The organism is Leptospira weilii serovar Ranarum str. ICFT, assembly GCF_000332415.1.
Lineage (GTDB): Bacteria > Spirochaetota > Leptospiria > Leptospirales > Leptospiraceae > Leptospira > Leptospira weilii_A.
In genome coordinates this window covers 31,165-56,123 of the sequence record NZ_AOHC02000019.1, presented here as the reverse complement: position 1 = coordinate 56,123, position 24,959 = coordinate 31,165, and the positions used below count along the sequence as shown (strand labels likewise).

Sequence of the window (24,959 nt, the reverse complement as noted above, 5' to 3'; positions counted from 1 at the left end):
ATCAATCTATGTAAGAGCAGCAATAATCGCTGATCTTTTTCACATCCATTTGAAATCTGGATTTTGCGGGAACTTCAAAAGATTGACCCCCTTTGATTTCTTTCCAAACCTCTTGGCCCGGAAGTTTTACCAAAAGGTCTCCGTCTAAAATTTCCATGATCTCTTTTTCATCCGTTCCAAAGTCGTATTGACCCGGCATCAATATCCCGAGCGTTTTTTTACTACCGTCCGCAAACAGAATGCTTCGACTCGTCACTTTTCCGTCGTAATAAACGTTCGCTTTTTTAACGACCGTTACGTTTTCAAACCGTGCCATATTATCTCCTCCGAATATACGATAAAAATCCCGTTTTCAAACGGATCGAAAGTATGCCTTCGAAAAGCTTTCTTTTGCAAGATTTCCAAAGGAAAGCCGGAAGAAATTCCGAATCTTTCATTGATTAGCTTATAACTTGATAGGACTTATTTTGTAAAACCAATTATAGTTCCCATAGCAAAGGAAAAATGGCTTCTTTATGAATCGAATTTTAAATCACTTTTGGATGTTTGCGGCAACATCGTTCTTTGCATTTTGTTCTCAAGCCGATCGAATCAGCATCGATGCCTCCTCCACGGCGGGGCTTTTATTTCAAGGAGGGGCAGAGGCATTTCTACTCAATAACCAGAACAATACCAATACCCCGGAAACGCCGGAAAAACCGAATGAAATCACTTCCTTTCGTTTTCAAGCCGCCGACAATTTTTTTGCGACCGACTTTGTCGGAGAAATTTCAGGGACCCGGATTACGGTTCAAGTCCCGTTTGGGTCCGTTCGTCGTTTGAAGGCTGCTTTTGTGAGTACCGGGGAAAAGGTTGAAGTAAACGGAGTCGCTCAAAGGAGCGGACAGACCGTGAATGATTTTTCTTCTCCGCTTACATATAGGGTCACTGCAACCGATGATAGCGTTCGGGATTATACGGTTCAAGTTGTCTCCATGTTTCGTCTAACGGACGCGGGACAGACCAATTGTTATTTTCACTTATGTTCCGATGATCCGGGGCAGGATGCGGATTATTCGACCGGAGTTCCGTCAACTTATCAATCCAATGTTGTGATGCCCGGTTACACTCCCCAGCCGGTAACGTTTGATCGGCAAACGGGTTTGATCTGGAAATATTGTTCGGCTACTGCAAGTAGCAGTTCTTGTTTTTTGCCGACCTACGCCTATGCTCATGCAGCGGCGGTGACTTATTGTGACGATTTGAATCAAATGAACGCGGGGTCGGGATATGCCGGAATGCGGGGTTGGAGACTTCCGGAAATCGAAGAGTTAATGACTCTCAGCACTCATAAAACCCCGAGTGGCGGAACTTATATCGACCTTGCTGAGTTTCCCCTTGGGAACGGCACATTGTGGTCGAATACGACGAACGCTTTCAATACGACCGAGGCTTGGGCGTTTGATTTCGCTTCCGGAATGAATTCTGTGGTATCCAAGTTCTGGGGAAATGTGGATGTTCGTTGTGTGACCGGCGGTGTTATGCCCGATCGAACCTTTTCGGATTTTAACAACGGAACCGTAAGGGACGATCGTACGACCTTGGTTTGGCAAAAGTGTTCCGTCGGGCAAACTTGGACGCCCACTTCGCCGCAGTGTACTGCGGGGGCTATCACTTCCCATAATTTCATATCGGCTTTATATACATGCAGAAATTTGAATTTAGCGGGGCGCACCTGGAGACTTCCCAATGTACACGAGCTGAGAAGTTTATTGGATTTTTCTTCTTCGACGGCCGATGCAAAAATCGACCTGAACGCTTTTCCAAATACCCCGGCGACCGCATCCCAATACAATACGAGCAATTCCATTCCGGCCTCGCAGATTTTTAGGGTAAATTTTACGAATGCGACGATCAATACCGCCGCCTTAAGCGTTCAAAGTTATGTACGTTGCGTCAGCGACGGTCCTTGATTTCTAAAATCCAATCCACGTTAAAGAGTTTCCGGCATTCTTTTTTCTTCCGTAAACGTCCGTAACTCATGGGTCAGGTTCATCGAACAGAAATGAGGTCCGCACATGGAACAAAAATGCGCGGTTTTCATTCCGTCTTGAGGAAGTGTTTCGTCATGAAAGGACTTTGCCGTTTCCGGATCCAAGGAAAGAGCGAACTGATCTTCCCAACGGAATTCAAAACGAGCCTTGCTTAAAAGATTGTCCCTTTCGATCGCACCGGGATGACCTTTCGCCAAATCGGCGGCATGAGCCGCGATCTTATAAGCGATCACTCCTTGTTTGACGTCTTCCTTATCCGGAAGTCCGAGGTGTTCTTTCGGAGTCACATAACAGAGCATAGCCGTTCCGAACCAACCGATCATCGCCGCGCCGATCGCCGAAGTGATGTGATCGTAACCGGGAGCGATATCCGTGACAAGAGGGCCTAACGTATAAAACGGGGCTTCCTGACAGAGTTTCATTTGAAGGTCCACGTTTTCCTTGATAAGATTCATAGGAACGTGTCCGGGACCTTCGATCATAACTTGAATGTCCTCGTTCCAGGCAAGTTGTGTCAATTCTCCGAGGGTTTCCAATTCTGCGAACTGAGCCTTATCGTTTGCGTCCGCGATCGAACCGGGACGAAGGCCGTCGCCAAGGGAAAAGGAAACTCCGTATTTTTTCATCACTTTGAGGATTTCGTCGAAATGTGTGTATAAAAAATTTTCCTTGTGATGGGCAAGGCACCATTTCGCTAAAATCGATCCTCCTCTGGAAACGATTCCGGTAACACGATTTACGGTCCATGGAATATAACGTAGTAGAACTCCCGCGTGAATCGTAAAGTAATCCACTCCTTGTTCCGCCTGTTCTTCCAAAGTATCTAAGAAAACTTGAATATTCAAATTTTCTGCTTTACCCTTCACCTTTTCGAGAGCTTGATAAATGGGAACGGTTCCGATCGGAACGGGGGAATTTCTCAAAATCCATTCTCTCGTTTCGCGGATATTTTTTCCGGTTGAAAGGTCCATAACCGTATCGGCTCCCCATTTTACGGCCCAGTGTAACTTTTCGACTTCTTCTTCGATCGAGGATCCGAGAGCGGAGTTGCCTATATTCGCATTAATTTTTACGAGAAAATTTCTACCGATAAGCATCGGTTCGAGTTCGGGATGGTTTCGATTGGAGGGTAGAATCGCTCGACCGCAAGCGATCTCGGAACGAACCGATTCGGGATCCATATTCTCTCGAACGGCCGCATAACGCATTTCCTCGGTGATGATTCCGTTTTTTGCATAATACATCTGAGAATGATTTGTATCCCCGCGTTCCAGTCGTTTTCGAATCCATTCTTTTCGAAAGGGAAAAATCCCGTTCTTATAATCGGACGGCGATTGATCCGAAAGGGCGCCTTCGGTATAATAGGTGTTGTATTCGGTACCGTCGGTAAGACGAATCGTTTTTTTCGGAATTTGAAATTCTTGAGCGGGTTCCATAGATTCTCCTGGCGTGGGATCGGAGCCGGAACGAAAGTCGAGGAAAAACGCCAAAAACAAGAGCTCGCAAGAAATTCTTTCTAAAACAAATGCGGATGTATATTCAAAAATTTGAATGTAAGAATTCTATCGGTCCGTTTTCCTACGCAGGTTTTATCCTGATCAGGTTCCGGGGACTCTCTCAGAGGCTAATTTTTAGCCCCACCCCCAACGTCCAAGTGTAGAATTCGACGGAGCGTATGTTACGACAAGGAGAAAAAGTTTTTCGATTTTCCTCCCGAAACCTTTCATCGAATCAAGTCGATTTACTTCTCGCCCTTAACGAAAAGATCGGAATTTAGAACGATTTTTGCGCCGGATTGAAGTCGGCGATAAATACCCTTGAATTCCTCGTTGTATAGATAGTGTGTTCCAAATCGCGGTTTTAGACTTTCGAGAAAATACATGGCAATCTCGCCTTTGTTTTTCGCGGCTACACGACCGCGAGACGTTAGTCGAAATAGCGGCCTTAGTAATTCGTAACTTGCCGCCGAGACGTTGATTTTACCCGGTTCACCCGAGGATTCCATTCTGCTTGCGGTGTTTACCGTATCTCCCCAGATATCGTAGCTGAATTTGTTTTTACCGATCACTCCGGCTACCACGGGTCCGGTATGAAATCCGATTCTGACATCCCAGTATGCGGATCCTTTTTGTTCCCGTTTCGTTTTCAATCGATGAATCGCGTCGCGCATTTTGAGCGCGGCCAAAGCCGTATCGTAAACGTGAGTACGATTCGTTTCCGGAATCCCTCCGGCGCACATAAAACTGTCGCCGATGGTTTTGATTTTTTCGAGTCCGTGTTCCGCACAGATCTGATCAAAGATGGAAAAACATTCGTCTAGATTTTTAAGGAGTTCCTGCGGAGGCATTTGTTCGGAAATTTGCGTAAAACCTTTGAAATCCGTGAAGAGTACGGTCGCAGACGTTATGTGCACGGGCGCGACTTTTTGTTTTTGTTTGAGTTCCGTTACGATCGTTGCCGGTAGAATATTATGTAATAGGCGATCCGATTCGTCTCTCGCATCCTGGAGTCTTTTTTCAAAAACCTCGTTTACGGTTTCCTGATAGTTTTTGCTTTGTTCAAAGAGAATTTCCCAACCGGACTCGGAATCTATATTCGGAATCGTTAACATGATTTCGCGCATCATCTCCCGCATATTGTTTTCTACGCGTATGAGAAACGAAATCGAAAATCCCGCTTGAGTATAATCGAATTGTTTAAAGTTATCGAGCGTAGCTTCCTGAAAACGCCTCTTACTTTCTTCCGAGTTGTCGCGTAACGCGAGCAACCGTTCGATATAAAGACGGTTATAACGGTCGAATATGTATTCGTCGTAATGAAACGCAAAACGATTACGTTTTGCCCATTCTCGGACGAGGTTGAACGGAGGTTCGGACGAATTTTCAACGCCGGGAAATTCACGCAAAAGTCGCGCGAGGATCTTACGGTTTGTTTCCTCCGAAGTCTTGCCGTCGTAACCGACCTTTGTTTGTAACGATTCCGGTTTTATAAGCTCCGCGAGCAAGTGGTGATAAAAATAACGAGCCAACTCGTTTGCGATCTTCGAATGGATGTTTTCAGAGAGTTTTTGCATCCTTGTTTGACTAAACGCTTTTATACTTCAACTGCTTTAAGTCGCAATCGTTTTCGTCCGCGTCGGTACGAATTCCAAGATATGTCGGTTGATACAAGGAGCCGCCGCGATACGCGTACAAATAACGTACTTCGATAATATCGTTTTTTTCGGGCATTTCTGCGTTAGGCGGAATCGTTACGTTGCCGACGGAAACCCAAGAGTCGCCGTCGTAAAGACGCATACTCACGCTACGTTTGAGGTTTACCGTTTCGACGTTTACGGTGGCCGTTTCGTAAAATTTAAATTTGATCTGAGCTCCTTTGCTTGCGGGTCGACCAGCCTTGTAAGGTGCATTCAAATCTTTGAATACGATGCCTTCTTTTTGTTTTTCGCGTAGTTCTTGGAGTAGAGTTTTTTTGTTTTTTTCGGAAGTGACCAACTCCACAAGGCGGAATATTCCTTTCTCCGGAGGTCGGTTTCTTAAAATAGTTTGCAAAAGCGCATAACGTTCCAAATATGAAAGATGTTGAATGTCTTTTCCGTCTTTCGAAAAAATATCGAAAGGATAAAAGACGTCCCCGATCGTTTCTCCGTCCAGAATAAAGTCTTCCTGAAAATCAAGAGCCTGATCGTGTATGATTTCCGAAATGGCGACGATCAATCCCTTGCGATTGATCCCTTCCACCGAGCCGCCGATTTTCCGGATCATCATACGATTGCCGTCGAGTTTTTCTTGAGCCCCGTATTGATCGTTTTCAAGATAAAAGGAAAGCTCTTCTTCGTCGACGGGATTGAGCAACTGACAGTGTACTCCGCTGATCCGTTCTTCGAGCGTCGTATGCAGATAAGGCGTTCCGGCTTCTCCTTCCGTGTATCCTTTTGCCATCTTGGAATTTACGAGCTGACTCATAATTTTCTGCGCGGCCTCGTAGGGTACGGGTCTTGAAGTTTTCGTTCCGGTTTGAAGTGCGCTTCCTCGCCGACCGAAAGCGAAGTTCACAACGTAACCGTTTTCTTGCGGATCGATGTTAACGTGATAGACCTTGTCGCTACCGTCCCCTTGGTAGTAGAGACTGATTGTATCTCGAGGTTCGGACGGTTGGGCTTCTAAGTTTTGTCGTTGAGCTTCCGAATTTTGCGGTGTAACTTTCGTTCCGGTTTTCGAATTTTGTTTTAAGACCTCCGCGATTTCTGGAACGGATTGTTTGGCTCCGTCTTTCGATTTTTGCGACGAGGGTTTTGTTTCTTCTTCCGCTTTTTTTAGTACTTTTTGCGAGGTGGATTTTGTTTTTTCTTCGGTTTCCGAAACGGCGGTCTTATTTTGTTCTTTGCGATCCTCTTGTGGAGATGTGCGATTTTTGCTTTCGGGAGCATCGGAATCTTTGTTCGTACCAACTCCTTCTATATAACCTTTTTTTAATTTTTCCGAGAGAAGTTTGCGCGCTTCTTTGACGCAGGTTTCCTCGCTTCCAAACGTTTTGGTCTGCGTTTGTCCGTTCGTTCCCGTTTTGCCGTAAGTTACGGTGAAAGATTTTTCCTGAGTTTCGATGTTCCAAAATTTATCGGACTTGTCGTCTTTGTAGGTTAGTCGGTGTTTCATAAGATTTGTTTGAATTGGGTTTTAATTTATTATTTTATCGTTATATTAAAATTTTATAAATATTCATTCTGATCGCTAACCCCTAGCCACTCGAAGCGCGGGAACTCCTGCAAATTTCCTTCAGATTTTAGGACAACTCTTAGTTTGACTCGTTTTTCTCGGATCGATAAACGATTCTCAAAATAGCTTTCACTTGTACATCGATCCTAATCGGTTTTATTTCTTTACCTTTATGAACACGTCTCCGTTCTCCTTGATTTTATACTCGACATAGTCTGATTTTTTCACAGCTTCCTCGACTTGAGCAATTGTCACGTCGTGGTATTTGGTGTTGACGATGATCTTCTGAATGGCGCCGACGTAGTAAAACGAATCGTTCTCGATAGTGCAGAAGGCTTTGTATTTTTTTTTATTTTCGTAGATGAAGGGAATCAAAGCGACGATCTCAGCGATCGGGTCGGCAACTACGGTGATCGATACGGGAGTAGTAAAATCCCCCGATTCGAGAATATACTGGAATCGTTTTTCACTTTGGTTGAAGAACTCGTATTTTTTTTCACCTTCCGGGGTTTTAATATAGAGATACTTGCGCCATTGTTTGTCGCAAATGGAGATCATGTCTTTGAGGACTTGATTGATATCTTTTCGTTCCGCCCTTTGTAGCAGAAGTTTTTCTCCAGCCTCAATCGCCAGCTCGGGTTTATAGTCGCTGTTGTCTGCAAGGGCTCGTAGTAACGGATCTTTGATCTCGGGATGAACATCCAACTTGAGCGGCTCGCGTCCGTAGGAAACGGCTTTGTTTCTTTCCAATCTTTCCATGTTGAAACGTTTATAAAATTTCTCAATTTGCTCGTCGGTGAGAGGAGTGCCGTTGATATTCAATCGTTCGAGCTCCGTACAATTGTGGAGAAACTCGAGGTCGTTCAATTTCGTATCGCGCAGAGATAACTCGGTCAACTTTTTTAATTTCGCTAAGGCGGCGAAATCCAGATCGGCGCATCTGTCGGCGGTTAAGAAGCTGATTTCTTTCAGCATCGAAACGTCTTTCACCGGCGTTCCGCTGATATCGACGCTAAAGAGCTTTTTTTTAGCCATAGCCAAAACCGAAAGATCGGAAATTGTGGTGTCGTTCAGGCGAATGATCTCGAGTTTAAACTTCTTCTCGGAGAGCAACGCTTCCAAAGGTTTAAGATCGGAGATTGCAGTTCCGTTTAAGTTGAGTTTTTCCAAGTTCAATAGCTTTTCGAACGTGGGTTCTTTTTCTTGATTTTCGAATTGGTCGCGCAGAGCTTGTTTCCAAGCGTCGCTGAGGTTCTTCCACCAACCGGCCTTCGTGTCCGCGGAAGGATCCGCCGGGCGTTCCGCTACGGGTATCACGACCTCGATTTCAAATTCATCGGCGAGTTGTTGTAAAAAGAGAGCGCCTATATTATAATATACTGGATTGATTTCGTCTTCCAGTTCATGGATCACCGGAAAAATTGCGGGTTCTCCTTCTTTGTTTTTTTCCGTCGGGTGATAGATCCAGTCGGAGTTTTCCGAATAGTGGAGCGGACAGAGCACGTTAGTCGCCTTGCCGTCGAAGATATCATAGACCCGATCGCCTTCGTCGAAAATATCGAAATCGAAGTAACATTTTCCCAGTTCTAACCGATCAGTTTTCAGCGTGGCGTGTTTTTCGATTAGTTTTAGAAATGATTTTGGGAATTTTTTGTAGGAATTCGGATCGCCGGGAGAAGCGGCCTTAAGAGTCTTTCCGCTTTTGAATTCGACGATCAATGTGTTGCCGACCGTTTTTGCGGTCTTCGTGTGTTCGAAAATTTTACGCACAACGGGCTCAAATCCGGGAGAATCGGCCAGATAGTGGAAATGTTTTGTTAAGGAGTCCTGAAGATCCTTTGAATTGGTGATTTCGTCCCATTCTTTGATGTAATCTGTCTTAGGCTCGCTATTCTTTTTTTCGGTATTCGTGGCAGCGGATTTCGTATTAGCAAGTTCGCCTATTTCTTCTACATAACCTTTTTTTAATTTTTCCGAGAGTAGCTTCTTCGCTTCCTTCAGACATTCTTCCTCGCTTCCAAACGTTTTGGTCTGCGTTTGTCCGTTCGTTCCCGTTTTACCGTAAGTTACGGTGAAAGATTTTTCCTGAGTTTCGATGTTCCAAAATTTATCGGACTTGTCGTCTTTGTAGGTTAGGTGGTGTTTCATTGGTTTTTTCTAAAATTAATTTAGTATATTATTATTTTATAAATATATACTGGATTCGGATATATTTATTGCCCCAGGATGGTTCGAAAAATTGGTTCATTTATTTTCATGGACAATCAATAATTGTGTTCCGTCCTGAAACAAATAAAATCGGTCGTGTTTTTCAGAGACTGAAAAACTCTTTTTTCCTGTAGGTTGTTTAAGATCGCATCCATCGCACGCGCGTATCCGCTGTTTTTTTGTTCTAAGTCGTCGGCTTCGTAGTGTTCATTGTAAAGGTCTTCGTCAAACGGACCTTCCGTAAAACCGTCGTCGTTTTCCTCGTTCATCTCTTGAAAATCCGCGAGGATATATTTCCAATCTCCTACGTTATTTTTTAACTTTTGAATTTTTTCGGAAGTATCGTAGGCGTTCGGCCATTTTAACTGATACTCTTGCAAAGTTTTTTCGAAAGATTCAAGGCTATTCATTTTGATATAAGAAGCATCGATTGCAAAACCGTAAAAAGTTTCATCGACGTGGGCTTTCGCAAAGGATTCAATTTTTTGGATTGAGAAGTTCGTTAAGGCCTCTACGTCAAATCCCTGTTTGGTGCGGTTGTCATCGACTTTTTCCTTGGGTTCAGAAAGATCCGTTTCTTGTTCTGTGGGTAGTCCCAGTTCTTTTTGAAATCCGTTTCTCTCTTCATCGGATCCAAGAAGCATAACGTGTTCCAGAAAAAGATTTCCCAGAAAAGGATCCTTTGCCTGAAAAACATGATCCCATGCGGTGAACCCGTTTTGATCTTTTACGGATGGATCGAGCCACATCGTATCCAGCAAATAATCCACGATTGAAATAGATTTCATTTTGATTGCGTAGATTAAAATCGGATCTCCGTGTTTGGCGGAGTTTGCTTGTAGCGCGAAACCTGGCCCGAGCTGATTTGCCAGAAAGAATTCGATATCTCTGTTTTTTACGGCTTCTAACAAAACCTGGCGCGAAAGATCCGTTCTGGATATTTTTCTTTCCGGAAATTCTCCCAGCCAATAACTGCGCCATCGATCTGCGTAATCGGGACCTTCTTCTTCTGGAAAAAAAAGGTTCCAAGTTTTCCACTTTATAAAAGCATTGCGTTCTTTGAACGCTTCATCGGCATTTTCATACGCGTATGTTTGAGAAAGAATCCGATTGTGACCTTGGTATTGTTCTACAGTAAGTCTCTCATTCTCTAAAATCAATTCTAAGCTTCGTGTTCTGTTTTTTTGGATCAGCTTCATTTTGTTCATGGAGGATTTCCCTGGATAGTCCTGTTTCTTGTAGAAACAATTATAGGATTTTACCAAAAACAAGTTCGTACATCCAATCATCTTATAATACGGTTTTTGTTCTTTCCGTTATAGAAATTGGTTATAATTATATATTAGAATTATTTAAACTCATTCGAACCCGATTTGTCCAAGGCGTGCATCTCTATATCCAAAGCGTGAACCGAAAGATGAATTTCCAACAGACAAATACAAAGCGAGACGAAGAGAAAGAGGAGGGCCAGAGCGAAAAGAATCCAAGCCGTCCGTTGTAAATCGAAGGCCAAAACGGTCAGACAAGAAGTGCAGGCGAGAAGACTTACAATTCCCATACTCTGCGTATGACGAATGAGCGAAAGACGAAAGCGAAGGTTTTGAATCTGCGAAAGTAGATCCGGATTTTTATTCTCCTGATACTTTCCGATGAGTTGTCTTGCGAGACTCGCGAGACCTAAAAAACGATTCGTATAGGCGAGCATCAAGAGTGAAATCGCGGGAAACAACAGCCCCGGGGTATTGAAAGAAAGTGGGTTCATAAAAAACGAAGGATCGAACGGGAGTTCTTGCCGTAAAGTTTGATTTTTTTTTCGAATTGCGGCGCTCCTCCCGGAAAAAATCTCGCCTGAATTCTTGTCCATAATAAGACTACACCAGGCAATCGTATGAAAACAGAACCCACTCCGCTTCAAAAACCCGATTTAACGATTCATAGAATTTTCGAAACATCGAGCGTCATCGCTTTCGTTTTACTTTCGATTTATTTCGGTTATCAACTCACTCACGTACTTGCGAGCGACTTCGTTACGCATTCTTATTTGGCTTGGGTGATTCCGGCGGTGATTTTACTTTCTTATCTCGGGGCCGATTTTCTTTCGGGACTGGTTCACTTTTTAGGGGACAGCGTCGGTTCCGAAAATACTCCGATCTTCGGGCCCGCGTTTATCTTTCCTTTTAGGGATCATCACGTGGATCCGAAAGGTATTACGAGACACGATTTTATCGAAACCAACGGAAACAACTGTCTTGTCTCCCTACCTATTTTAGTATATTATGTTTTCTTTTGGGAGTCGGGCGGCGTGTTCGGTTCTTTGCTCGCTTTGTTTTGGTTTTTTCTTCTTTTGGGAATTTTTGCGACCAATCAAATCCACAAATGGGCGCATCAGGATTCTCCGCTTGCGATTATTAAGACATTACAAAAATATAAACTGATTTTGGGTCCGGAGCACCATAAAATCCACCATACGCCGCCGCACGAAACGTATTTTTGTATCACCACGGGTTGGCTCAATCCGATTTTGAAATTCCTGAAGTTTTACGAAACCCTTCGTTGGATTTTGAGAATTTCCCCCTCCGTCAAACTGGAAACCATTTCCGAAAAATGACCGGAACACAAGCGAGAATGAAAGTTCCTTCTCCGAGGATTCTGTAGAGTTGATTTTTTTGAAAAAAGTTTTCGAAAATCAGAATGTTCACCGGGATACAATAACCCAAACTCAGATAAAAAAATTCGGGAAAAATCGCACCTTGATTTTTTCCGACCCAAAAAAAATTCAATCCCATTCCGATTGCGGCTAACGTGAACACGGATTTTTTTAAAACCGACGGCGAGATTTGTTTTAGGATGGATTCCACGTTTTCTTTTCGATCGATTTCTCTTTCCATATACGAATTTACGAACGAATTACAAAGTACGGTTAAAAAAAATAAACAATAAGGAAGCCAGGTTTCCGATCGGGTTTTTGTAGTCGATAGGATCGGAGCGAACCAAACTCCCGCGGTATAAAGAACCGAGACGGAACATTCTTTCCAAAAGAATGGAACTTGAAGATAGGAAAAAACAACGTGCAAAACGACTAAAATTCCTAGTATCAGAGCGACCGTAACCGTTCGTTCGTTTAGAAATAGGATCCCGCAGACAAAACAAAAAACCGCCGTACAACCGATGATGACGCTCAAGAATATTAGATTTTTAGAATGAAATTGATGGCGTACGTTTGCGCTTTTTTCCCTCAGTTTCCAGCCGTCGATCCAATGATCCGCTCCGTAAATCGTCCAAACCGTCGCGGGAAGTAAAAACCAAAACGCGGCGCTCATGTTCGTGTTCAAAACGGAAGACGCAAACCAGGCGGACGCAGTCGCGCCGCAGACGATGTCGACGCTCAAAACATTCCAATAGTAGAATATTCTTTTTAAGTATCCCATATTCAAAAAGACGGATTCCGTTTCGGTAAATCCCCGATGGATCCAACATGAATTCCGTAGAACCGAAGCGAAAGCGATTGAAGTTGAACTCAGCAGAACACTCTCCACGGATCGCGTTCTGGGAATCAACAAATTGGAACGACAAAAAAAAAGGGGCTGGATTCGCCCGAACTTTCTGAAGCCGAATTCACATCGCCTGAGTTCGATTCCTTCTTTTAGAAAACAGCCTGCAAGAGCCAATGATTCGTTTCATTTTAATGGAACGTTTCCGATTTCCAAGTCTTGTTTGTGTCGATTTTCGTTCAAATCGTTGACTCGGACGATTCTTCCGTTTAATTTTTCGATTTTAGGATGACAGGAGAAAAAAAGTCCGTATTCTACTCCAGACTTAAGGAGAACGGGTCCAGCCTGCTCAATCGATTGAAGAGTAAAAATGATAAACCGATTCGTTGGGAAGAGTTGCCGAAGTTTCACTCCGATTTGCAAGATCCGGATGGGATCATCCGAAGTTTGATTTCGGAAAAACTCGCGCTTGGAATTCGAGAGATCGTTTTTTGTCTTCCGGGAAAAGAAGCGGAATCCCTCAAAAAATCCCGTAACTTTTTAAAACTCGTTCGGGATCTAAAACAAGGAGGTTTTACGATCTCTTCCGCGGACAGCGATAAAATTCTTTCGGGAACGGGCGAGTCTTCCGATAAATTTTTTCGTTTTTTAAAGAACCTTTCCGGCGCTTCTTCCTGTCTTGTCTGGACCGGCCACGGGTCCGAAATCGAATCAAAATATCATAATTTTCTAAAGCACTTGGAATTAAGCGGCGAATTCGAGCCGTTTCGTCCGTCCCGGTTTACGATTCGGGTAAAACTTCTCTCCATCGTCTCCGCGATCATCATGTTAAGTATGAGTCTGATGATCACTATGGCTACGTTTTTTTTCAGAAAGTACAGCGAAATTCTAATTCAGGAATACAACCTTTCCCTCGCGAGAATGACCGGACTTCAGTTGAGCGGGCAACTGAAGGAAACAACCCGAAAAATCCAGGACTTTCGTCCCGCGGATTCCGATAAATTTTTTCGGGCCAACTCCAACGCGGTCGCATACGTTCGTTTCAAAAGCAGGGATTCCGTTCGGGAAATCGATTCCTTTTTTTGGAATTTGAAATTTTTAAAAACGAATTCGGTGGCGCCCGATCCGGCCACCTTAAAAACCGCTCTGGAAAAGGCGTCTTCCCGTTTGTCAGGAACATTAGAAGTATTGAATGTTTCTTCCGAGTTCGGTTTTCCCGCCGTGGCGGTTTTACTTCCTGTCGGCGATGAAATTTCCGGTTTGGTTTTTTCGGCCTCGGAGTTTTTGGATTCTTTCCTTGCTGTGAGACAAACCGATTTTTTTCAGATGATCGTCGTGGATTCTTCCGGTAACTTAATCGCTCATTCGAACGATAAGGAAGCCGTCTCGGGGAAGGATTATAAAAAACATCCTCTTGTGGAGAATATGCTTCGTAGTCCTTCCGATAACGGATCTCAAAGATTCGATTTCGAAGGTCGCGAAGTTTTAGGTTCCTATCAACAACTCGAAGTCGGAGGTTTGGGAATCATTTTCACGTTAGACGCCGATGTCGCTTTCGAAGCCGTTTATAAAATCCGCAGACAAAATCTTTTGATTATGATTTCGGTTTTGTCCGTGGCTTTTTTCGTGGTATTCGTTTTTTCAAGAACGCTTACGATTCCGATCATTCAACTTCTTTCCGCCACGAGGAAGGTGGAACAGGGAAATTACCACGTGGACATTCGTCCCACGACACACGACGAAGTCGGGGTTCTTACCAATTCGTTTTTAAGAATGGCGAGAGGTCTGGAAGAAAGGGAAAAAATAAAAAGCACCTTCGGTAAATTCGTGAACAAGGAGATCGCCGAACGCGCGTTATCTTCCGATCTGAAGTTGGGCGGAGAAAATCGGGAAGTTACCGTGTTTTTTTCCGATCTTAGAAACTTTACGGGAATGTCCGAAAAGATGAAACCGGAAGAGGTGGTGGAATTTTTAAACCAATACTTCACCGAAATGGTGGAATGTATTCATCTTACACAAGGGATCGTGGATAAATTTATCGGCGACGCCGTGATGGCTCACTGGGGCGCTCTTGTCCACGACGGAAACGAGGCGAAAAACGCGATCAACGCCGCCTTATTAATGCGAAGAGCCCTCATCGAATTCAACCGACAGGGGAAAGAGATCGGACGCCCGTTTACCCGTTTCGGCTGCGGGGTCAATTCCGGCCCCGTGATCGTCGGGCAAATCGGTTCCGAGAAAAAACTGGAGTTCACCGTCATCGGAGATACCGTCAACCTCGCTTCGAGGGTGGAATACTTGAATAAGGAGTTCGGAACCGACATTCTAATTTCCGAAAGTACTTATCTTCAGGGTAAGGATCATTTTAATTTTGTGAAACTTCCTCCCGTTTGGATCCGAGGAAAGGAAAAACCCCAAATCGTTTACGCGGTGTTAGGTTGGAAGGACGATCAGGACTGCCCGAAATCGTTGGAGGATTTACGCGCGTTATGCGGAATCCCCGATCCGGAAACCCCTTCCCGGTCCTTGGCATGAACGTATATTCGAAATTTAAAAAGGAGATTCACGTAGGGTTATTGTCCCTGCTTGTGTTAGGCGGTTCTCTTTTTCTTTTTTGGAAGGAAGGTGCGGTCGATTTCGGGGAAGGAAAAAAGGAAATCGTAGGAAACATCACTTTCAAATACAGAACCGCTCAAAGAAAATTTTCGGATCATATGATCTGGCAGGACGTGGAACAGAACTTTCCGATTTTCAATCAGGACTCCGTAAGAACCGACGAACTTTCGGAAGCGGTCGTAACTTTGAGGTCCGGAACCAAATTCGAATTGGATCCGAGATCGATGATCGTGATCCATCTCAAGGAAGAAGAGGAACTTTTGAAACTCGAAGAAGGTTCGGTAAAAGTGCAATCCGATCGGCCGGTCAGCCTGATTTCGGACAAAACGACCTTTCAGTCCACAAACGAGCCAAGCCTGTTTCGCATAACGCGGGAAGAATCGAACGGTGAAAACACGGCGGAATCGTTTAAAGGAAACCTAAAGTGGTTCGGCGCTAACGGAGCGGAAGTGAAAATCAAAGAAGGGGAAAAGGCCAGAACAGGGAACGATACCTTGTCGCCGATCCGGGAGGAGTGGAAATTGTTGGAACCCAACGACAATCATCGGATTTTTCCGGAAACGGTCGAAGCCAAAATCGGATTTCGTTGGAAATCGGATTCGCCTTTGTTAGTCGGTTTATTGGAAGTTTCGTTAAACCGAAGTTTTGCTCCTTTGGTTTTTAAAAAAGAATTCAAGGGAGAATCGACGGACGCGAATTTCCCCGAAGGGATTTATTATTGGAGGCTCGTTTCGGCGGATAAGAAAAAAATCTCGGAAGTTCGTAAGTTCAGAATTCTTCCCAATCCTCCCGTGGCTCTTCTTTTTCCGTTAAAGAATACGACTCTGGAAGGATCGGCTTTACAATCGTTTCGCTGGAAACCTTCCCGCTTAGCGACCGGTTATATTTTGGAAATTTCTCAGTCCGCCGATTTTAAGACGGAACTCAGACAACTTACGGTTTTTAAAACTTCGATTTCCATTCCTTTGTACGGCGGAAAGTATCACTGGAGGGTGAAAGCGTTTTCGAATTTGCCGGGCGCGTTATCCGTATCGGAGGCGAGATCCTTTCAAGTGGAGAATCCCGAACCGGCTCGAAATGTCGCAGACGAAACTCTATCCGCTTTCAGTGAAACGTCGGCCGTAGACAAAACCGCAAAGAACGAAACAACTCCGTCGCAACGACAAGAGGATGAGAATGTTTCCAAAAAAGATAACTCCGAAAAGAAAATCGAAAAAGAAACCGCCGTAGTTCCCACGTTGTTGTTTCCGATCCAAGGAAGGACGGTCGATATGACCGGACGGAATTCGATCGTATTTAGATGGAAACACAACGTAAATTCCAAAGCGGAAAAATGGAGTCTAAATCTGTACGGAGGAAATGGAGAATCCATTCTCAAACGATCCGTTAGCGGAGAATCCTTTCGTTTGACGGAGTTAGGCGTTTTGGACGTTGGAAAATTCTCCTGGGCCTTGATTCAGGAAGGAAACCGGTCCAATCAAACCAAGGCGGATTTTAAGATCGTACTCCGAGAGGATTTGGCCGCTCCGGAAACAAAAACAACCGGTAAAAAAGGAGAATGATAGATTGAGATCCGCAGCTATAAAATGCACGATTTTGTTTTGTTTTTTTATTAGTTATTCTGCATATTCAGAAGATAGAAAGTATACCTATTACATCGAGTGGAACGAAGTAAAGGGTAATCACGGATATAAGGTAGAAGTGCGAAAGGTTTCCGAGCCGGGAACGCTCGTTGCCGAAGAGAAAACGGTTACGAGCAGTTTGGAATTTTTGATCGCGGCGGGTGAATACGAATTTAGAATCTCCGCGCTCAACCGTTTCGGAAAACCTTCCTCTTGGAGTCAGTGGTCCTCCTTTCTCGTGGAACAAGACAGACCGAAAAGCGTGGTGGAAGCCGAAAAAAAACGGGCGGTGGACGGAGTTTCCACTTGGAAGGTTTGGGTTCCCGGTTTGCTTCCGATCGAAAGAAAGGAATATACGAAGGTCTCTTTGATTTTTTTGTGGTTCGGAGCCTTGGCGGTTGCGGGTAACGCGGAAAGAGCCGCCGGAAATTCCCTCTCCCAGTCGACAGGGAACGACCCTTCCTTTTTAACGTTAGTCGCCTTGACGACACCCGCGCCGGTGTCGATTTATTTCCTGCAAAAAAGGGAGGACGATAAAAAGGAATACGATAGGCATCAAAACAATCAAGTGAATATAGGCGTTTTGGCTCTTTTGAGTTACGGCTTAAACGTTTGGTTGGAAAAACGCTCTTTTCATTCTACTACCGTTTTGATAGAATCCAAACCGGAGGATGTTTCGAGATGGAATTCTCCTAATCTGCAACCGAACTCTCTGGGAAGAATCGAAATCGGTTTTCGCAAGGAGTTCGAATGATTTTCAAAGAAGTCGATTTCTTAAAAAGGATCCGTTCGATCGGGAACCGCAAAAGCACCGTTTCCAATTCCGCAAAACACATTCAAAAAATTTCATATTATTTTTTGGTCTGTGTTTTTTTTCTGACACGTTGTTCGTCCCCGTTTCCCGATCTAAATCCGAACCTTTTGTTGCTGGCGCTTTTGGGTTCGAACAAAACCGAACAAACTCCCGATCCGAATCTCGAACTTAAATATATTTTCGTAACCGTCGCCGGAACGACGGGCCAATTGGGAGCGGGGACCGTGGCGGGAGCCGATACTCTTTGCGCCAATGAAAAGAATTCGAATTTTGTTTCTTTGCCGGGAACCGGAACGGACTATAAGGCTATGATTGCGTCTAACGTTGCTCCCGTGCGTAGGGCTTGTAACGCCACTCCGAATTGTACGAACCGGGTGGAAAATACGAACTGGGTTCTTTTGCCCGATCAGGATTATTATAAGGGTACGGTGGCCGCACCCGTAAAAGTGTTCACAACCAACTCCGCGGGAATTGTGGTTTTTCCGGCTCCGGGTTTACTGACGTCGATCGATTCCAACGCGGCTACAACTTGGTGGACCGGCGTCGAAGCGGATTGGACCTCTAGTGTGAATTGTTTGAATTGGACGGACGGAACCGTCGGTAATGACGGTCAGTTCGGGGTTGGGAACGCCCTTGGCGGTACGTCCATTGCGGCCGCGTTCACTCTGGATTGCGGCATGTCCAGAAAACTTGTCTGCGTACGGCAATAGAAAAAACAAATGACGACGCACTTTAAATCGTTCGGTTTGACGAATGAGTGAAACGGAAACATATTAGGTCAGTTATATTCTATCTTTTGAATGTTATTTGAGGTTAAGAATGAACTGTGTATAAATGGAATTGTTGAAAAAAATATCTACGATTAACAAAACGGTTTTTATCGATTCGTTTTAAGGAAAAAACTAAGAGTTTGTCCGCCAACCGTCCGATTTTATCGGAATGGCCGCGAATCTCTGCGATTGTTTTTAAGTTTTGGGACAGGCTCTAAGTTTTTAAATTTAGAGTATTTTGTTTTTTGAATAGAATAGACGATGAAAAATTTTAAAACGATTATAGGTTTTTATCCTTGAGGCTGCTCGCGTGGATTTGTTTGAGCGGATTCCGTTCTATGGGAAAAAATCATTTATACTTTTATATATTTAGTTTTCATAATATTTTAACTTAAGTATATCAATAAAGACTGAATCGAACCGGAATGAGAACCTTTACGGTGATCGGTTTTCCGTCCAAAACGGAAGGGGAATATCTTTTTTTATAGAACGTTTCGATCGCCGCCTCATCCAAGCCGAACCCCAGAGTTTTTCCCACGGACCGAACTCTTAAAACCTGTCCGTTCTCCGCAATGATCACTTCGAGAGTCGAAGTTCCCGTGATACCCGCCGACCTTGCTTCCGAAGGGTAGTCGGGTGTGATATTCGGAGTTAAGTCCACGGGAGCCGTCGCTCCGGAAATGATCGCGTCCTGCGCTCCCGCAATTCTCGGATCTTCTTTTTTTTGAATCGTATCGGTCACTTCAAATTCTCCGTCGTCGACCACCTCACCGGCGTTAGGTTCTTGTATGACTAAATTGTCCACAAAGGCGACCTCGTCTACGAGTCGATCCAATCGATTGAATTCGATGGAAGGTGTGTACCAAAAAAACAGAACGAACATTTGAAGCAGAAAGGAAACGGATAGAAAGAATTCCATCCGATATCGATCGATCCGTTTTCGGAGTTTTCCCTTATGAATTACTGCGACGTCGGATTGTCCCATCGATCAAAGACCTCCGCCTTGTGTGGTTTTCGTGACGAGCGATATTTTCAGCGCGCCCGCTTCCTTTAACAGTTCGAAGGTGTTGTCCAGTTCGGCGTAAGGCAAATCCTTGTCCGCGTGTATTAAAACTTTAAGATCGGGAGTTGTGGTAAGTTTAGCCCTTACGTGATTGATCGCTTGATTCAAAGGCATTCGAACCTGATTGAAGTAGATCGTCTTATTTTTGTCGGCGCTGAGATATAAATTCGCGATTTTTTTGTTTAACTGTTCCCCGCCCGAAACGTCCGGGAGGGAGATCGGTAAATCGGGGTCCGTATCCAGAACGGAAGTAACCATAAAAAAAACCAAAAGTAAAAAGGCGATATCGGCCATCGAACTGACCGGAATCGAAGGTGGATTTTTTTTCTTCTTTAAACTCATATTTACTTCAGCCTTTTTACGGAGATTTGTTTGAATCCTCGGATTTGAACGGCGGATAACGCTTCCAACATGTTGCCGTATTTCGTTTCGCCGGTGGTTTTTATCAATACGACTTTGTTGTCTATATCCGGAATTTCCATCAGACCTAGTTGTTCCTTGAAATCGATTAGGTTTCTGTAATCCTTGGTTCCGATGGATTTGTTTTTCAGCTTAATCAAATCGCCCGCGATCAGGATCTCGTAGATGTTTTCTCTAAGAACCAAAGTGGGATTGGAATTTTTTTTGGGAAGTTGAATGTTTAATCCTTCTTTAACGAAGAATACCGCGGTCACCATAAAAAACACCAATAAGAGGAACGCGATATCCGACATCGAAGATGCGGATATATCCTCTAAAACGCGTTTCTTTTTGATTCGGATCATAAGGATACCTTCATGCAAAAAAGCGATTATACTTTTTGAGAATTTCTTTTTAGAAATTCCTTATAGATTCTGTTGGCCGCTTCTTCGATTTCGGAAGTAAAGCCGTCGATTCTGGAAGTTAGATATTGATGAAACGTCATTGCGGGAATCGCAACGATCAATCCCGCAGCGGTCGTAATTAAGGCTTCTTTAATACCGCCTGCGACCACTTTTGCGTTTACTTGATCCGCGTTTGCGATCGCGTCGAACGCGTTGATCATCCCCGAAACCGTTCCCAAAAATCCGATCAGAGGAGCGATCGTGGATACGGCCGCAAGAATCACCAGCCCTCTTTCCAAAACCGTGATCACTTCCGCCGCTTCCCTTTCCACACCCTTCGCAAAAATTTCCGCGTCTCCGGAAGATACGTCGATCCCACCCGCTAAAACCTGAGTGATTTTGTATTCTTTTCTTTCGTCCAGAAAACCTTGAACCGCATCCAAACCTTTCGCGTCCATGGTTTCTCCCAAATCGATATTATAACCTTTGGAAAGTAGTTTCGCGGTCGCTAAGAAATAAATTCTTTCTAAGATGATTCCCAGCGCGATGATCGAGGAAAGAGCCAACGGATACATCGTCCAACCGCCGAGTAAAAAGAGATCCACAAATCCCCAACTTTTGTCGGCTTTGGAAGAGGGCGCCTGAGTTTCCGCTTTTGCCGTTTCGGTTGACGTTTCTACTTTTGTTGTTTCGGTTTTTGTCGTTTCCGCCTTGGTAGGCTCCGAAACTTTGTTTTGCGCCAATAGTACGGATGATACGAGTCCCGAGAGGATCAACGTTACGAACACCCATTTTAATTCTTTTTTTACTGAGGAAAATTTCATCGACGTCTCCGATTCAAATGTTTCCGTAATATACTTTCGATTTGTTACCGTATAATTACAAAAGGATTACGGATTTGAGACTTTCAAAAAAGGATTTTTCGGAAAACGCATAAAATGTAGGTTCACGACCGCGAAAGCGATCGTAGCGAAAATCCTGCTTCGCAACATCTTTTTTCGGCGGAGGTAAAATTTTAAAAAAATTAAATTTGAATATTCTATAAAATTAATATGTTGCGATGCAGATTGTAGCGGAGAGCGCGGTTTCTCTTCGCGGAAGCGAAGAGAAATTCGCCGAGATAATCCGAACGTTTATAGTTTCGTTTACAGTTTCGTTTACAGTTTCGTTTACAGTTTATACGTGGCGGAAAAGGAAACGTCCAATCCCGTTCTGTATTTTTGAAATACGTATTCCTGTCCGGTTAACGGATCGGTTTGTGTGATTTTGAATTGGCTGTTCATGACGTTTCTAACGGAGGATCGGAAGTCCAAACGGTCGTTGTGTTTGTAGGTATATACTACGTCCGAAGTTCCGGTTCCTTTTTGGATTGCGTTCGGTACTCCGTCCGATCCTACGAGGGCGATCCTGTCGCTGAAGTAATTATAATAAAATCCTATATTATGTTTTTTGCTTTTAGATACGAATACGTCGACTTTCAGATTGGCTACGAAATCGGATTGGCCTTGGAGAGGGCGATTTAACGTCGTAGGGGCGTAAGCCGCGTATGTGGAAATCGGATCCACTTGACCCGTCGCGATAAAACCGTAGATCTTCGAGTCGATTACGTCCACTCTCGATTTGATTAAGAAGACGTTCGTTTCGACTCTAAGCCACCAAAGAAGTTCCTTACGATAATCCAATTCGATTCCGCGTATCGTGGCTTGTTGGGCGTTCGCGTATTTATAAACCAAACTCGCGCTTCCCGCAACCGGCAATCCGATCAACTCGATCGGATTGGAAAGATTTTTAAAAAACGCACCGACTCCTATATAATCCGTATTTGTAATATAGTATTCCCACCTAACATCGTAATTGTGAATGTAGGTTCTTTGAAGACTTGCGTTTCCGAAAGTCCTATCCGCTTGAAAATAGGCCGCAAATCCGAAAGGCGAGAGTTCCCTTAAATCCGGTCTTGTTAACGTTTGGGAATACGCGAATCGGAGGTTCATGTCTTTTGCAAATTCCCAAACGACGTTCGAGGAAGGTAATTTATCCTTCGTTCGTAATTCGCCGATTCCTACGTTATTCACATCGCAGACGTTGGATCGGACCAAAAGTAATCTTTCCTCTTCGGAATTCGTTTTACAACCGTAACTCGTGTTGAATCCGTTCCAGCTGTTCTTTAGGTCGTAGGTTTGTGTTTTTTGATAACTATCCTCGTATCTAACTCCGACGATCGCCTTTAACTTTGCGAGAATCGGAACTTCCAATTGCGTGAAAGCAGCGCGTAACGCTTGAGAAGCGTCGTAGGCGTTGTTTCCGGAAGCGCGTTCGTACACTTTTCGATTTCCGTTGGCGTAAACCGACGGATTGTAGATGATTTCTCCGGGGATCGGGTAGATATAATCACGGTCGCTTCCGCGGAAGTTTCTTTGTGCGATTTCCCTAAATTCGAAATGTTTAAATCGATCCAAATTGCTGACTCCGAACTTCAACTTACTTTGGAGTCCGTCCCATTGACTGAAAGGGATTTCGTATTTGAGAGATTGACTTCGGACCGTATCCGCCGTATTCGAAAAGTATCTCGTTCCGTCGGGGTTGTTTCCGAGTCTCCTAAATCCGTTTGCAAGATCGGTTCCGCCTTGGGACCATGCTTGGTTTCGAGCGTCGGGTTCGTCCCTTTCGGCTAACGCGTAGTTTACGTTCCATTCCGCTTTATGGGGTCTTGCGCCGAACGTTTTGATTTCGTGTTCGCCGCCTAACGTGTTGTTGAATACGGTTCTACTGATATAACTCAGGTTCGTGGATTTGAAGTTGAAGTTGTCTATGTAGTTTGCGCCTTCTCCTTCTCGAACGGTTTTGTCGGATTGAACCGAATATAATGTTTTTATAAAGAACTGTTGACCGACCTTCGGCTCGTAGGCGAGGTTCAGGTTGTTCCCCCAAAGAACTTCCTCCGAATAAGTTTTGAGGTTATTCTGATTCAGAGGACGGAGTATATTAGAATCTTTTAAATAAAGAGAAATCGGGTTGGAGGCTTGGAAACGCGCGTTCGTTTCCTCTCGATAGTTGTAACTCCTGTTATATGTCGTTCCCGCAAGGATCCCGAATCTTCCCCATTTTTCCGTCTTAAACGAATTCCCCGCGGAAACGCTGAAGGATTTGTTAAAAGGAGAATCCTCCTCTTTGGGAGACCATTCCTGATTGAAAGACAAGGAGCCGACCTTCATCACGTTGGTCGGAATTCCGCCGAAACGATCCCCTTCCACAAACGGAATCACTTTCGGTAAACCGGAGATCATGTCCGGAAGTTCCTGTTTTTTAGAAACCAGTCCGAGATTGTTATTCATATTTCCCGTATTAAAAGTTTTGAATTTATGACCGGCGACCTGAGTGTTTTTTCCGACTCCCAACGAAACGGAAAGAGAAAGTGTATCCGGATATTCTTTGGTTTCGATTTTAACGATTCCTCCCGAAAACTCCGCCGAGTCTTCCGCGGAAGCGGTTTTGATGACTCGAATGTTTTTGATCACACCCGCGGGAAATAAATCCAAAGGAACGATTCGTTTATCGGGTTCGGGAGAGGGTATTACGGAATCGTTTAAAATGGTATTTGAATATCTTTCTCCGAGACCGCGGACGAAAATAAATTTACCGCCCACGAGAGTGATTCCGGTAACTCTACGAAGAACGTCCCCGGCGGAAGAGTCCGGACTTTTTTTAATCGATTCTTCGCTGATCCCGTCGGAGACGACCGGGCTTTTTCTTTGTAAGGCCAACAAGGCGGACTCGGAATTTTCGAGTCCTCGTCCTTTTACTTCCACCGTATCTAGAACCTGAGCTCCCATAACTACGTTTAGGGGAAGTCGCGCGCCGGGTGCGATCGTAACTTTTTTAAATTGAGTGGCGAATCCGATCATCTGAAATTCCACGGTATGTTCGCCCGGTGGAAGGTTTAATTCGTATTTACCGTCGAAGTCGCTTCGAGTGGCCGCTTTGAGCGAACGAACGATTACGACCGTTCCGAAAACGGGATCGCCCGATTCCGAATCCACGATCTTTCCGTTTAGTTTTCCGGTCGTTTGTCCGAAGATCGAGCCGGCCCCTGCCATCATTGAAAAGAAGAAGAATAGACTGATTGTTTTATTTTTCATCATGTTCCGTATGTACAAACTTTAAATTGATTTTTATGTTCTAGAACGAGTTTGATCTCTTCGATTCGGATCTTTTTTAATCCGACTTGCAGATCGAATTCTCCGATGACGTATCCGTTGACGTTTGTCAGCTTACGGATGTTATACGGTTTGGTTAAAGGGAGAATCTTGACGGTTCCCTTCGTTCCTTGCAGATGTTTTCGGATTTTATCGATCCCCGCGGTTCTTCTTAAAAGAATCAGATACATGGAATCCTCGATTTTAGAATTCGCTACGATGTTGTTTTGGTCCGCGTTGTTGGGGAGATAGATCTTTCTGATTTCTTCCGGGTTGCACGAATATCGAAGTAAATCGTCCGATCGATTCGGATTATCCCGTATTTCCGTTAACGCTTTCGTAAGAGCTTCCTCGACCGATCGGGAGGAATTGAAAATCGTATAGGATTCTTTGATTTCCGATTTTAGAATTTCTTTGTCTTTTTGGATTTCCAAAACAAGTTTTGGGTCCGTAAGTTCTTTGTCGAAGTTCGGGTGTTGTTCGTTTTTTTTACAATCGGAGATCCAAGCCGATAAAAGCATGAATATTAGAATATTAAGAAAAACAAATTTACTTCGAAAAGCGATATTACGGAGTTTTTTTTGGGAAATGTCGCGGTGATTCTGAAACATATTTCTGAATTTTGAATTAG

The 24,959-nt window shown here is 44.2% G+C and carries 19 protein-coding genes, 2 pseudogenes and 1 riboswitch; of the genes and pseudogenes, 6 read left to right on the top strand and 15 right to left on the bottom strand.

What is annotated here, in order from left to right; translation table 11 throughout:
* Position 1: 1 nt before the first annotated feature.
* Positions 2 to 316 carry a pyrimidine/purine nucleoside phosphorylase gene (ppnP, locus tag LEP1GSC060_RS05460; RefSeq protein WP_002997725.1) on the bottom strand — a complete coding sequence of 105 codons (315 nt, stop codon included), beginning with the start codon at positions 314 to 316 and terminating at the stop codon, positions 2 to 4.
* 199 nt (positions 317 to 515) lie between these two features.
* Between ppnP and LEP1GSC060_RS05455 the strand changes: the two genes are divergently transcribed.
* On the top strand, positions 516 to 1,952 hold the full coding sequence (locus LEP1GSC060_RS05455; RefSeq protein WP_002997625.1) for an Lcl C-terminal domain-containing protein: 1,437 nt from the start codon (positions 516 to 518) through the stop codon (positions 1,950 to 1,952).
* Positions 1,953 to 1,972: 20 nt separating this feature from the next.
* Here LEP1GSC060_RS05455 and thiC read toward each other — a convergent pair whose 3' ends face one another.
* The 7 genes and pseudogenes from thiC to LEP1GSC060_RS05425 form a co-directional block, all read right to left on the bottom strand.
* On the bottom strand, positions 1,973 to 3,469 hold the full coding sequence (gene thiC, locus LEP1GSC060_RS05450) for a phosphomethylpyrimidine synthase ThiC (RefSeq protein ID WP_036095459.1): 1,497 nt from the start codon (positions 3,467 to 3,469) through the stop codon (positions 1,973 to 1,975).
* A 122-nt stretch (positions 3,470 to 3,591) separates the two neighbouring features.
* A riboswitch (TPP riboswitch) is annotated at positions 3,592 to 3,688 on the bottom strand.
* 86 nt (positions 3,689 to 3,774) lie between these two features.
* Positions 3,775 to 5,106: an adenylate/guanylate cyclase domain-containing protein gene (locus LEP1GSC060_RS05445; RefSeq protein ID WP_002997609.1), complete on the bottom strand. Its 1,332-nt coding sequence runs from the start codon at positions 5,104 to 5,106 to the stop codon at positions 3,775 to 3,777.
* 10 nt (positions 5,107 to 5,116) lie between these two features.
* Positions 5,117 to 6,688 carry a WGR domain-containing protein gene (locus tag LEP1GSC060_RS05440; protein ID WP_002997666.1) on the bottom strand — a complete coding sequence of 524 codons (1,572 nt, stop codon included), beginning with the start codon at positions 6,686 to 6,688 and terminating at the stop codon, positions 5,117 to 5,119.
* Positions 6,689 to 6,904: 216 nt separating this feature from the next.
* Positions 6,905 to 8,623 (bottom strand): annotated as a pseudogene (locus LEP1GSC060_RS05435) (leucine-rich repeat domain-containing protein); the annotation flags it as partial.
* Between the two features lie 71 nt (positions 8,624 to 8,694).
* Positions 8,695 to 8,896, bottom strand: a pseudogene (locus LEP1GSC060_RS20970) (WGR domain-containing protein); the annotation flags it as partial.
* A gap of 116 nt (positions 8,897 to 9,012) precedes the next feature.
* Positions 9,013 to 10,164 carry a DUF4303 domain-containing protein gene (locus LEP1GSC060_RS05430; RefSeq protein ID WP_002997703.1) on the bottom strand — a complete coding sequence of 384 codons (1,152 nt, stop codon included), beginning with the start codon at positions 10,162 to 10,164 and terminating at the stop codon, positions 9,013 to 9,015.
* 140 nt (positions 10,165 to 10,304) lie between these two features.
* The gene (locus LEP1GSC060_RS05425) at positions 10,305 to 10,820 is read right to left on the bottom strand and encodes a DUF2721 domain-containing protein (RefSeq protein WP_002997696.1); all 516 of its coding nucleotides are present in this window, start codon (positions 10,818 to 10,820) and stop codon (positions 10,305 to 10,307) included.
* Between the two features lie 24 nt (positions 10,821 to 10,844).
* Between LEP1GSC060_RS05425 and LEP1GSC060_RS05420 the strand changes: the two genes are divergently transcribed.
* On the top strand, positions 10,845 to 11,564 hold the full coding sequence (locus LEP1GSC060_RS05420; RefSeq protein WP_002997604.1) for a fatty acid desaturase CarF family protein: 720 nt from the start codon (positions 10,845 to 10,847) through the stop codon (positions 11,562 to 11,564).
* Here LEP1GSC060_RS05420 and LEP1GSC060_RS05415 read toward each other — a convergent pair.
* Positions 11,536 to 12,384, bottom strand: coding sequence for an LA_0991 family prenyltransferase-like protein (locus LEP1GSC060_RS05415; RefSeq protein WP_036095454.1), 849 nt, complete (start codon positions 12,382 to 12,384; stop codon positions 11,536 to 11,538). The two genes, LEP1GSC060_RS05420 and LEP1GSC060_RS05415, sit on opposite strands and share 29 nt — an antisense overlap.
* A 351-nt stretch (positions 12,385 to 12,735) precedes the next feature.
* Here LEP1GSC060_RS05415 and LEP1GSC060_RS05405 point away from each other — a divergent pair, with 351 nt between their 5' ends.
* From LEP1GSC060_RS05405 to LEP1GSC060_RS05390, 4 genes are read left to right on the top strand one after another with little or no spacing between them, the layout of a single operon-like run.
* On the top strand, positions 12,736 to 14,982 hold the full coding sequence (locus tag LEP1GSC060_RS05405; RefSeq protein ID WP_002997694.1) for an adenylate/guanylate cyclase domain-containing protein: 2,247 nt from the start codon (positions 12,736 to 12,738) through the stop codon (positions 14,980 to 14,982).
* The gene (locus LEP1GSC060_RS05400; RefSeq protein WP_002997683.1) at positions 14,979 to 16,625 is read left to right on the top strand and encodes a hypothetical protein; all 1,647 of its coding nucleotides are present in this window, start codon (positions 14,979 to 14,981) and stop codon (positions 16,623 to 16,625) included. The genes LEP1GSC060_RS05405 and LEP1GSC060_RS05400 overlap by 4 nt, the downstream gene beginning before the upstream one ends.
* 4 nt (positions 16,626 to 16,629) lie before the next feature.
* On the top strand, positions 16,630 to 17,439 hold the full coding sequence (locus LEP1GSC060_RS05395; RefSeq protein WP_036095436.1) for a fibronectin type III domain-containing protein: 810 nt from the start codon (positions 16,630 to 16,632) through the stop codon (positions 17,437 to 17,439).
* Positions 17,436 to 18,209, top strand: a complete 774-nt coding sequence (locus LEP1GSC060_RS05390; protein WP_002997719.1) for a DUF1554 domain-containing protein — start codon at positions 17,436 to 17,438, stop codon at positions 18,207 to 18,209. The genes LEP1GSC060_RS05395 and LEP1GSC060_RS05390 overlap by 4 nt, the downstream gene beginning before the upstream one ends.
* A 460-nt stretch (positions 18,210 to 18,669) precedes the next feature.
* On the opposite strand, the gene LEP1GSC060_RS05385 is transcribed toward LEP1GSC060_RS05390, so the two are convergent.
* The 6 genes from LEP1GSC060_RS05385 to LEP1GSC060_RS05360 form a co-directional block, all read right to left on the bottom strand.
* A complete protein-coding gene (locus LEP1GSC060_RS05385) occupies positions 18,670 to 19,254 on the bottom strand; it encodes an energy transducer TonB (RefSeq protein WP_002997678.1) in 585 nt (194 codons plus the stop codon).
* A gap of 3 nt (positions 19,255 to 19,257) precedes the next feature.
* Entirely contained in the window at positions 19,258 to 19,674 is a 417-nt protein-coding gene (locus LEP1GSC060_RS05380; RefSeq protein WP_002997611.1) for an ExbD/TolR family protein, read from the bottom strand.
* A 2-nt stretch (positions 19,675 to 19,676) separates the two neighbouring features.
* Entirely contained in the window at positions 19,677 to 20,096 is a 420-nt protein-coding gene (locus tag LEP1GSC060_RS05375) for an ExbD/TolR family protein (RefSeq protein ID WP_002997631.1), read from the bottom strand.
* Positions 20,097 to 20,122: 26 nt separating this feature from the next.
* Positions 20,123 to 20,959 carry a MotA/TolQ/ExbB proton channel family protein gene (locus tag LEP1GSC060_RS05370; protein ID WP_002997655.1) on the bottom strand — a complete coding sequence of 279 codons (837 nt, stop codon included), beginning with the start codon at positions 20,957 to 20,959 and terminating at the stop codon, positions 20,123 to 20,125.
* Positions 20,960 to 21,304: 345 nt separating this feature from the next.
* Positions 21,305 to 24,271, bottom strand: a complete 2,967-nt coding sequence (locus tag LEP1GSC060_RS05365) for a TonB-dependent receptor (protein ID WP_002997781.1) — start codon at positions 24,269 to 24,271, stop codon at positions 21,305 to 21,307.
* Entirely contained in the window at positions 24,271 to 24,939 is a 669-nt protein-coding gene (locus LEP1GSC060_RS05360; RefSeq protein WP_036095434.1) for an LA3241 family PerA/PerB upregulated protein, read from the bottom strand. The genes LEP1GSC060_RS05365 and LEP1GSC060_RS05360 overlap by 1 nt, the downstream gene beginning before the upstream one ends.
* Positions 24,940 to 24,959 lie beyond the last annotated feature (20 nt).